8 protein-coding genes are annotated in these 10,384 nt (G+C 66.5%); 3 read left to right on the top strand and 5 right to left on the bottom strand.

Translation table 11 applies throughout. From position 1 onward, the window contains the following. Positions 1-404 precede the first annotated feature (404 nt). Positions 405-866: an RT0821/Lpp0805 family surface protein gene (locus D580_RS0112905; RefSeq protein WP_018954790.1), complete on the bottom strand. Its 462-nt coding sequence runs from the start codon at positions 864-866 to the stop codon at positions 405-407. A gap of 335 nt (positions 867-1,201) precedes the next feature. Between D580_RS0112905 and D580_RS0112900 the strand changes: the two genes are divergently transcribed. Then, the gene (locus D580_RS0112900; RefSeq protein ID WP_026289969.1) at positions 1,202-1,960 is read left to right on the top strand and encodes a glycerophosphodiester phosphodiesterase family protein; all 759 of its coding nucleotides are present in this window, start codon (positions 1,202-1,204) and stop codon (positions 1,958-1,960) included. A gap of 109 nt (positions 1,961-2,069) precedes the next feature. On the opposite strand, the gene D580_RS0112895 is transcribed toward D580_RS0112900, so the two are convergent. The 4 genes from D580_RS0112895 to D580_RS0112880 all read right to left on the bottom strand — a co-directional run bounded on the left by D580_RS0112895 (position 2,070) and on the right by D580_RS0112880 (position 5,758). Further along, the gene (locus D580_RS0112895) at positions 2,070-3,017 is read right to left on the bottom strand and encodes a PDC sensor domain-containing protein (RefSeq protein WP_018954788.1); all 948 of its coding nucleotides are present in this window, start codon (positions 3,015-3,017) and stop codon (positions 2,070-2,072) included. A gap of 25 nt (positions 3,018-3,042) precedes the next feature. Beyond that, positions 3,043-4,767 (bottom strand): proline--tRNA ligase, encoded by a 1,725-nt coding sequence (locus D580_RS0112890; RefSeq protein WP_018954787.1) that lies wholly within the window; start codon positions 4,765-4,767, stop codon positions 3,043-3,045. Between the two features lie 153 nt (positions 4,768-4,920). Continuing rightward, a complete protein-coding gene (locus D580_RS0112885) occupies positions 4,921-5,265 on the bottom strand; it encodes a phenylpyruvate tautomerase MIF-related protein (protein WP_018954786.1) in 345 nt (114 codons plus the stop codon). Between the two features lie 19 nt (positions 5,266-5,284). After that, positions 5,285-5,758, bottom strand: a complete 474-nt coding sequence (locus tag D580_RS0112880; RefSeq protein ID WP_018954785.1) for a DUF4124 domain-containing protein — start codon at positions 5,756-5,758, stop codon at positions 5,285-5,287. A gap of 239 nt (positions 5,759-5,997) precedes the next feature. Here D580_RS0112880 and D580_RS0112875 point away from each other — a divergent pair, with 239 nt between their 5' ends. Both D580_RS0112875 and D580_RS0112870 read left to right on the top strand, forming a co-directional pair. Next, complete coding sequence (locus tag D580_RS0112875; RefSeq protein WP_018954784.1) at positions 5,998-7,062, top strand: efflux RND transporter periplasmic adaptor subunit; 1,065 nt, start codon at positions 5,998-6,000, stop codon at positions 7,060-7,062. Continuing rightward, the gene (locus D580_RS0112870) at positions 7,059-10,316 is read left to right on the top strand and encodes an efflux RND transporter permease subunit (protein WP_018954783.1); all 3,258 of its coding nucleotides are present in this window, start codon (positions 7,059-7,061) and stop codon (positions 10,314-10,316) included. The genes D580_RS0112875 and D580_RS0112870 overlap by 4 nt, the downstream gene beginning before the upstream one ends. The last annotated feature ends 68 nt before the right edge of the window (positions 10,317-10,384 follow it).

Here is a 10,384-nt window from a genome sequence, read left to right as displayed (position 1 = left end):
CAGGCTTCGAGGGAAAAAGCCCGAAGGGGCGCCGCAGGGACGCGGCGCGTCGCCTGCCAGGCCAGGGGCGAGGCGGATCAGGCGGAAGAACTTCCGCCCCGCCGAGCGGGCGCACATGGACGTGCGCCCTGGACTTTCTGTCGAAGCAGGATTGCGTAGACAGAAAGGCCTGTCAGGCGACCCCCTCGAAGCCGAGCAACGCAGGGCACCCGCGATCAGCGGGTGCGGCATCAGGGTGTCCTTCTTTTGGTTACTTTTCTTGGACAAGCAAGAAAAGTAACCCGAGCCCCGTGCAACGGGGATCGGAAGCCTTTGACTGTTTCGGTCGCATCACTCCGACAACACGACCGGAAAAGAACAGAACCTATCCCAAAGTATAGAACCTCCCCCCAAAACCACCGCCCTCAACTGACCACCCGCCAACTCCCATCCGGCTGCCGGCAGGCCGTGCCATAGACCTTCTCCCGCTTGCCGCCGATGATGGCGTCGATGGTGTATTCACGGCAGGGGCCGGCGGTGGTCTCGTAGGTGCGTGTGGGCGTCACGCTGTACTGGTTGCCAGTGTCGGGATTGACCCATACGGAGGGCACCCCGGTGCGCACGGTCTCCAGGGTCTGGGCGGTCTTGAGCCGGTCCACTTGGTCCATGGACTGACCGATGGCGCCGCCGATGGCGGCACCCGCCAGGGTGCCCGCGATGATGGCGGCGGTGCGGCCGCTGCCGGCGCCCACCTGGGAACCGAGCACGCCGCCGAGCACGCCACCGATGACCATGCCTGCCTGCTCCTGGGGTCCCTGGTAGGTGGCGCAACCGGCCAGGCCAACGGTGCCCGCAAGCATCAGGGAGAAGAGGGTTTTACGTATCATGACAATCTCTCCGGCAATGGCCACACCATGTGGCCGATTGCCGAATGTATAGTTCATGTGCAGACGCGCCGACGTGATCCGGATCATTGAACCTAGAAACGGCAGTTGACCGCTCGATTTCCTTCGATGACGCTCACCCATCGGGTGAGCCCCGCTACGCACCCGATTGCACGGTTTTCGTGTCGCCTGGCGGCGTTGCGACTCCTCGGAATGGAACGACCATTCCTCGTCGTCGCGCCTTGCCAGACAACACGAAAACCGCACACTCGGGCGCGTTCAACTGCCGTTTCTAGGTTGAATGGGCGTCTGTTGCCTGCCGACAGGGTGCTTCTCTCATGCCAATGCCTGAACTCATCGCCCACCGTGGCTATGCCGCGCGCTACCCGGAGAACTCCCTGCCGGGGATCGAGGCGGCCGTGGCGGCCGGTGCCCGGTATGTGGAGGTGGACGTGCAGTTGTCCGCGGACCAGGTGCCGGTGCTGTTTCATGATCAGGATCTGCAACGGGTGTGCGGCGTGAGCGGCGCGGTCCATGAACGGGATGTCGCCCAGCTGCTGAGACTGCACGCCGCCGAGCCCGGACGCTTCGGTGATCGCTTCGCGGACAATCCCGTGGCGACGCTCGCGCAGCTCTCGGAGCTGCTGCGTCGCGAGCCGCAGGTCACCGCCTTCATCGAGGCCAAGACCGAGGCGGTGGAACGCTTCGGTGTGCCGGCGGTGCTCGAAGCCATCGCCAGGACCCTGGCGCCCGTGGCGGCGCAGTGTGTGCTGATCTCCTTTTCTCTGCCGCTGCTGACACGGGCGGCCAGCGTCACCGGGGTACGCGGCTGGCGTGCCCTGGGTGGCGTGGTGGATCGATGGGAGGACCGGCATGCCCTGGCGGGGCTCGGGCTTGAATGGCTGTTCTGCGACGTGGCCGGTCTGCCACCGGAGGGTGGGCTCGCCTTCGAGACGGCCCGGCTGGCGGTCTACGAGGTGGATGATGCGCGCCAGGCCCTGGACCTGGCGGCGCGGGGCGTGGCAGCGATCGAGACCTTCGCATTGCCGGAGTTGCGCGAGGGCATTGAGCGTCTCGCCGGCCTGGCGGATGAATGAACCGGATTGCGGCTGAGGGGCGTAGGTCGGGCTTCAGCCCGACAACCGATGCTTCGTCAGGCACCGCTGTCGGGCTGAAGCCCGACCTACGATTGGCTCATTCAGGGCACTAGCCGGCGCTGCCGATCCAGAAGTCCATGGAACGATCCAGGAACTCCTTCCAGGTCATGTAGTGGGAGCCGTCGCAGGAGAAGGTCAGGCTCACCATGCCGTTGAACAGGTTGATGGACGAGGAGCGCAGGTAGATGGTCTCGTCCGCGAAGCGCAGGGCCTTGAGGTTCGCGAGGATCTCGCCCATGGCGTCGCTGGGGATCTGGGCGTCGGGCGGGTAGTCCCGGTGCGGGAAGGCCAGGCAGGTGTCCGGATCGCTCAAGGCCTCGTGGGTGAGGATGCGATACCGGTAGGGGTCGTCCAGGGTCCAGACCGTGGCCCGGCTACTGGAGAAATGCAGCACCAGCTGGAACACGCCCCGTTCGGTGAACAGTTCCTCCAGGATGGAGAGCACCGCGTCCATGTCCCGGTCCATGAGGCTTTCCACCCGGCTCTGCAGGAACAGGGTGCCGCGGATGGAGGGATCGCCCTTGATCTGGCGCCACTCGGTGGTCTCCTCGTAGAGGGCGGCGCTGTCGGGCAGGTTGCGCAGGTCGAAGTCGGCGCCCAGGAAGCCCAGGGCCTTGCCGTCGGCATCGCGCACCAGCTGCAGGGCGGTGAGTGAGGGCCTGCGTCCCAGCAGGCTGATGTAGGCCTCGGAGAGCAGGAAGCCGTCGGCGGGCACCACCTGCTTCATGTAGGGCCGGTGGGAGCGGTCTCGGCCGAAATGCTCGGGCAGCAGGCCGCTGCGGGCCACGTTGTCGGTGAGCTGTATGCCCTCGGTGTTCAGGGCATACATGAACGTGGCCTCGGGGATCTGCGCCATGCCCTGCTGCAGCAGGGCGTCGAGCGCCTCGCGATTGGGCCACACTCTGGGCAGTGCGGCGGCGATGGCCTGCAGGGGCTCGTGCAGCAGGCTTTCTAGCCGCCGGCGCTGGGCCTCGATGGCCTGTTTGAGATTCTCCATGCTCGGGCGTTCCCTGCCGGGCCGATCAGCGAGCGGGACTCATGCGCTGGCGCAGGAAGTCCAGCACGCCGTCCAGCGGCACCTGGGTGCTGTCCGCGTCGCGCCGACCCTTGTACTCGATCTCGCCGGCGTCCAGGCCCCGTTCGCCCAGCACCAGGCGATGGGGGATGCCGATCAGCTCCATGTCCGCGAACATGGCGCCCGGGCGCAGGCCGCGGTCGTCGTAGAACACCTCGAAGCCTGCATCCAGAAGCCGTTCGTACAGCGCGTCGGCGGCCTCGCGCAGGCGCTGGGACTTCTGGGCGTTGATGGGGCACAGGGCCACGGTGAACGGCGCCAGGGCCTCGGGCCAGATGATGCCCTGGGCGTCGTGGTTCTGCTCGATGGCGGCGGCCACCACCCGGGAGACGCCGATGCCGTAGCAACCCATGGTGACCACCAGGGAACGACCCTGTTCGTCCAGCACCGTGGCACCCATGGCCTCGCTGTACTTGCGCCCCAGCTGGAAGATGTGGCCCACCTCGATGCCGCGCCGGATCTGCAGGCTGCCCTGGCCGTCGGGGCTCGGGTCACCGGCCACCACGTTACGCAGGTCGGCCACCGGGGGCAGGGGCAGGTCCCGCGCCCAGTTGATGCCGAAGTAGTGCTTGCCGTCGATGTTGGCGCCGGCGCCGAAGTCGCTCATCACCGCCACGGCCCGGTCCACCACGCAGGGGATGGGCAGCTTCACGGGGCCCAGTGAGCCGGGGCCGGCGCCGATGGCGGCGCGGATCTCATCTTCCGTGGCCATGCGCAGGGGGCTCGCCACCTGGGGCAGTTTCTCCGCCTTGATGGCGTTGAGTTCGTGATCACCGCGCACCAGCAGCGCGATCAGCGGCGCGTCGGTGCCCTCGGCGGCGGCCACCACCAGGGTCTTCACGGTCTTCTCGATGGCCAGGCCGTGCTGTTCCACCAGGTCGGCGATGGTGCGCGCGTTCGGGGTGTCCACCAGGCGCATGGCCTCGCCGGGCGCCGCGCGTTCGGTGGCGGGCGCCACCGCCTCGGCCAGTTCCACGTTGGCGGCGTAGTCGCTGCTATCGGAGAAGGCGATGGCGTCCTCGCCGGAATCGGCCAGCACGTGGAATTCATGGGAGGCATTGCCGCCGATGGAGCCGGTGTCGGCCAGCACGGCGCGGAAGTCCAGGCCGCAGCGGCTGAAGATGCGGGTGTAGGCCTCGTGCATGCACGCGTAGGTCTCCCTCAGGCTGTCCTCGTCCACGTGGAAGGAGTAGGCGTCCTTCATGAGGAACTCGCGGGCACGCATCACGCCGAAGCGGGGGCGGATCTCATCGCGGAACTTGGTCTGGATCTGGTAGTAATTCACCGGCAGCTGGCGGTAGCTTTTCACCTCCCGGCGCACGTAGTCGGTGATCACCTCCTCGTGGGTGGGGCCGAAGCAGAACTCGCGCATGTGCCGGTCCTTGAGGCGCAGCAGCTCGGGGCCGTACTGTTCCCAGCGCCCGGACTCCTGCCACAGCTCCGCCGGCTGCACCGCGGGCATGAGCAGTTCCAGGGCCCCGGCCCGGTCCATCTCATCGCGCACCAGGCCTTCCACCTTGCGCAGCACCCGCAGTCCGAGTGGCGTCCAGCTGTACAGACCCGAGGCCAGGCGCCGGATCATGCCGGCACGCAGCATCAGCTGGTGGCTGATGACTTCGGCGTCGGCGGGGGTTTCCTTGAGGGTGGCCAGGGGGAATCGGGTTGCGCGCATGGTTGTCGTTCTTGGTTTCTGGTGAATGGGATTAGGGAGCGAAAGATTCGTTTGCCACAGAGGTCACAGAGAACAGGCCACGTGAGGAGTGAGGCGTCAGGCGAGAGGGATCTCCCACGCCTGACGCCTCACTCCTCACGTCTCACAGATCAGTCAGAAGGTGCCGCCGTTCCAGCCCCATAGCTTACGGGGTGCGCTGGCGAATTCAATGTAGATGCGGTCGCGGGGGACCTTGAGTTCCTCCTCCACCAGGCGGCAGAGCAGGGCGGAGAGATCGCCGGTCTCGGACTCCGACAGGCCGATGCTCTTCATCTCCAGGTAGGCGAGCGGGGTGTCCTCGCCGGCGAACAGCATGTCGGGGTTGTGCTGGAATCGCACCATCACGTAGCGCTCCGGCTTGCCGAGCTGCTCGGCCAGGGCGCGGGAGGTGAGCTTGAGCAGCTGCGCGATGCTGGCGTCGTCGGCGCGCTGGTTGGTCTCGATGCTGAGCAGGGGCATGGGGGTTCCCGGGCAGGAATCAGTTGGCGTTGTCGCCGCAGAATTCGCGGATCTGTTCCCGGGTCTCCTCCAGCATGCGCTGGCGCTCCTCTTCCTCCAGAACCCGGTACTGGTCATTCTCACGCACGGTCACACGCCCGCCGCGCTCCGTGAGCGTGGCCAGGTTGCGACGGGCCTTTTCGCAGTTCTCCCGGCGGATGCGCTCGGATTCCGCCTGACGTTCCCGTTCCTCGGCGGCGCTGCGCTGCTGGGCGCGCGCCTCCTCGCTGCCCTGCAGGGCGCGCTCGAGGCGTTCCTGGGCGGCACGGTCGGGGGGCGGGCTGGCCCGGCGCACGGGCTCGGCCTGTACATTGGCGGGCGGGGTCTGTCCGTAGTGCACGCCGCCCTGATCGTCCACCCAGCGGTACATGCCCTGGGCATGGATGAGCGCCGGCATCAGCAGCATGAGCGTCAGGGACAGGAGTGCAAGGCGCATCGCAGGGCGGAAGATCATGGGGGACGGACTCCTTCTCGGCTAACTGGCTCAAGCTTATCAGAATTTCGCGGCCGACCGCTGCGGGCGGACCAGCCTGTGTTTTGTATACTCGGATGGGTCCCGGCGTCCATGAACCCGGTCCGGTTTCCTGCCAGGCGGTTGTTTGCAGGGTATGAAGACTATATATTAGAAAAATCTAATATTCAGGGTGCCGGTCTTCGGGCCGGTCGATCCGCAGCTACAGGAGCGAGAGGCCAATGAGCAAGCAGGGAAACCGGACCGTGTTCAGCACGGGCCTGATGGTGGTGGCAGGCTGGACGCTGGGTGTGCTCGTCCAGGCGAACGCGTCGGTGCCGTTCGAGACCCTCCGGGTCGACTATCAGCCGACCGTGCAGGAGAAGGTGGTGGACGGGCGCATCGAGGCCGTGCAGCAGGCCACCATCACGGCCCAGACCTCCGGACGCATCGTGGAACTGCTCTACGACGTGGACGATTTCGTCGAGGCGGGTGCCGTGATCGCCCGCCTGCGTGACACCGAGCAACGGGCGCGCCTGAACCAGGCCACGGCCTCCCTGCGCGAGGCCCAGGCCCGTTTCAACGAGGCCGAGACCGAGTTCGAGCGCATCCGGGGGATCTTCGAACGCCAGCTGGTGGCCCGCGCCGAGATGGACCGGGCCACCGCGTCCCTGGAGGCCGCCCGGGCCAGGCTGGAGGCGGCACGCGCCGCCGTGGCGGAGGCCGAGGAACAGGTGGAGTACACCCGCATCCGCGCCCCCTATGCGGGCATCGTCACCGAGCGCTTCGTGGAGGTGGGCGAGAGCGTGAGTCCCGGCCAGCCGCTGATCGCCGGCATCTCGCTGGAATTCCTGCGGGTCACCGCCGATGTGCCCCAGCGTCACATCCAGACCGTGCGCGAGCTGGGCCGCGCCCGGGTGCTCTATGACGGTACGGCCGCCGTGGAGGCCGAGCAGCTGACCTTCTTCCCCTATGCCGATCCGGCCACCAACACCTTCCGGGTCCGGGTGCAGTTGCCGTCCGGCATCGAGGGCCTGTTTCCAGGCATGTTCGTCAAGGTGGCCTTCGCCGTGGGAGAGCGCGAGCGTCTGATGATACCGGTCAGCGCGGTGGTCTACCGGGGTGAGATGGTGGGCGTCTACGTGGTGGACGAGGCCGGGCGCGTCAGCCTGCGCCAGGTGCGTGTGGGACGGGTGGACAATGACCAGATCGAGGTGCTGGCGGGACTGGAGCCCGGTGAACAGCTGGCCCTGGATCCGGTGCACGCCACCCTGCATCTGAAACGCCAGCAGGAGGCGGCCCGATGAGCGACGAGAACATGGGCGTCTCGGGCCGCATCGCGAAAAAATTCCTCACCTCCGAGATCACGCCGCTGCTGGCCCTGGTGGGCCTGCTGCTGGGGCTGTTCGCCATCATGGTCACGCCCCGTGAGGAAGAGCCCCAGATCAACGTCACCTTCGCCAACGTGTTCATACCCTTCCCCGGTGCCACTGCCCGGGAAGTGGCGCAGCTGGTCAGTTCTCCCGCCGAGCAGGTGCTCTCGGAGATCGAGGGCCTGGAGCATATCTACTCGGTGTCCCGACCGGGCATGTCCGTGCTCACAGTGCAGTTCAAGGTGGGCGAGGACCGCACCGCGGCCATCGTGCGCCTCTACAACCAGATCTTCTCCAACCAGGACTGGCTGCCCCAGGGCCTGGGCGTGGGCCAGCCCATCATCAAGCCCATGGGCATCGACGACGTGCCCATCGTGGCGGTGACCCTGTGGACCGAGGACGAGGATCGCGGCGGTCATGAACTGCTGCGGGTGGCCCATGCCATCGAGGCGGAGCTCAAGCGCGTGCCCGGCACCCGGGACATCTATGCCATCGGCGGACCCGACCACGTGGTGCACGTGGTGCTGGACCCCCAGCGCATCTCCGGCTACGGCATCGGTCTCGACGAGCTGCGCATGGCCCTGCAGGCCAGCAATTTCTCCCGGGATGCCGGCGCCCTGGTGCGCGACAACCTGGAGATCCCCGTGCAGGCGGGCACCTTCCTCACCAGCGCAGACGAGATCGCCGGCCTGGTGGTGGGCGTGCGCGACGGCCGGCCCGTGTACCTCTCCGATGTGGCCGACATCCGCCATGGGCCGGCGCCGCCGGACAACTACGTGCGCTTCGGCGCGGGCGCGGCCGGCGACGGTGTGCCGGGTCTGACCCACCCGGCGGTCACCCTGGCCATCGCCAAGAAGCCCGGCACCAACGCCGTGGACATCGCCGACAAGCTGATGGAGCGCCTGGAACAGTTGCGCGGCACCTACATCCCCGAGGGCGTGCACACCACCATCACCCGTAACTACGGCCAGACCGCCGATGACAAGGCCAAGACCCTGATCCAGAAGCTCATCTTCGCCACCGCCTCGGTGGTGATCCTGGTATGGCTGGCACTGGGCTGGCGCGAGGCGATCATCGTCGGTGCCGCGGTGGTGATCACGCTGGCCATCACCCTGTTCGCCTCCTGGGCCTACGGTTTCACCCTCAACCGTGTCTCCCTGTTTGCGCTGATCTTCTCCATCGGCATCCTGGTGGACGACGCCATCGTGGTGGTGGAGAACATCCACCGGCACATGCAGATGGGCAAGAAGAAGCTGCTGGAGGCCATCCCCCTGGCGGTGGACGAGGTGGGCGGTCCCACCATCCTGGCCACCTTCACGGTGATCGCGGCCCTGCTGCCCATGGCCTTCGTGACCGGCCTCATGGGTCCCTACATGAGCCCCATCCCCATCAATGCCAGCATGGGCATGATCATCTCCCTGGCCGTGGCCTACGTGGTCACCCCGTGGATGACCTACAAGTTCCTGCGCCGCCAGGCCGAGGCCCATGGACCGGCGAGCGGCGGGCAGGGCCACGGTGAAGAGGGCAACGGCTGGCTGATGCGCCTCGCGGAGCGCAGCATGGGTCCGTTCGTGCGCGGCGAGAAGGCGCGCACGCGTCGCTGGGGCCTGTACGGGGCCATGGTGGTCCTGATCCTGGCCTCCGTGTCGCTGGCCTACTTCCAGGCAGTGGTGCTCAAGATGCTGCCCTTTGACGACAAGTCCGAGTTCCAGGTGGTGCTGGACATGCCCGAGGGGACGAGTCTCGAGCAGACCAGCCGCGTGCTGCACGAGATGGGTGCGTTTCTCGCCACCGTGCCCGAGGTGACTGACTACCAGATCTACGCCGGCACCGCCTCGCCCATCAACTTCAACGGCCTGGTGCGTCAGTACTACCTGCGCGAGGGTGCCCACATGGGCGATATCCAGGTGAACCTGGTGGACGCCAAGCAGCGGGATCGCAAGAGCCATGACGTGGCCCTGTCCGTGCGCGACCCGCTGCGCGAGATCGCCGCCCGCTACAACGCCTCGGTGAAGGTGGTGGAGGTGCCCCCGGGTCCGCCGGTGCTCTCACCCATCGTGGCCGAGATCTACGGCCTGGACTACGACGGCCAGATCGAGGTGGCCAGGCGTATCCGTGAGGTGTTCGAGTCCACCGAGGGCATCGTCGACGTGGACGACAGCGTCGAGTATCCCGGTCCGCGCCTGATCCTGGAGGTGGACCGCCAGAAGGCGGCGCTGCTGGGTGTCTCCCAGCAAGCCGTGGTCAGCGCCGTGGACACGGTGCTGGGCGGTGAGGATGTGAGTTATCTCTACGGTGTGAATGTGAAATACGCCGTGCCCGTGCGCCTGGAATTCGATGTGGCCGACAAGGCGCACATCGAGTCGGTGCTCTCGCTCAAGGTGCGTTCCCAGTCCGGCGCCCTGGTGCCCATCTCGGAACTGGTGAACGTGGTCGAGACCACCCGGGAGCATTCCATTCACCACAAGGACCTGCTGCCGGTGGTCTACGTGATGGGCGACATGGCGGGCGATCTGGACAGCCCGCTGTACGGCATGTTCGACATGTTCTTCCAGATCCGGGAGATGCCCCTGGCCTTCGGTCAGACCATCGAGCAGTTCTTCATCTCCCAGCCAGACGACCCCTACTTCTACAGCCTCAAGTGGGACGGCGAGTGGCAGGTGACCTACGAGACCTTCCGGGACATGGGCATCGCCTACTCCGTGGGCCTGGTGCTCATCTACCTGCTGGTGGTCGCCCAGTTCCGTTCCTACATGGTGCCGCTGATCATCATGGCGCCCATCCCGCTCACGGTGATCGGCGTGATGCCGGGACATGCACTCATGGATGCCCTGTTCATGGATGCCAAGTTCACGGCCACCTCCATGATCGGCATGATCGCGCTGGCGGGCATCATCGTGCGCAACTCCATCCTGCTGGTGGACTTCATCAACGACGAGCTGCGCCGTGGCACTGCCTGCGAGGACGCGGTGATCCGTGCCGCCGCCGTGCGCGCCAAGCCCATCGTGCTCACGGGTCTGGCCGCCATGGTGGGTGCGGGCTTCATCATCGATGACCCGATCTTCAGCGGTCTGGCCATCTCGCTGATCTTCGGCATCCTGGTGTCCACGGTGCTGACCCTGGTGGTGATCCCGGTGCTCTACTACAGCTACATCCGCAACCGTCAGCATCTGGTGCGTGAGGCGTAATCGTCAGACGTGAGGTGTGAGGTGTGAGGTGTGAGGTGTGAGGTGTGAGGTGTGAGGGGTGAGGCGTG

Source organism: Thioalkalivibrio sulfidiphilus (genome assembly GCF_000377945.1).
Taxonomy (GTDB): domain Bacteria; phylum Pseudomonadota; class Gammaproteobacteria; order Ectothiorhodospirales; family Ectothiorhodospiraceae; genus Thioalkalivibrio_A; species Thioalkalivibrio_A sulfidiphilus_A.
The sequence above is the reverse complement of the archived record's forward strand: the minus strand, read 5'-3'. Positions and strand labels throughout refer to the sequence as shown.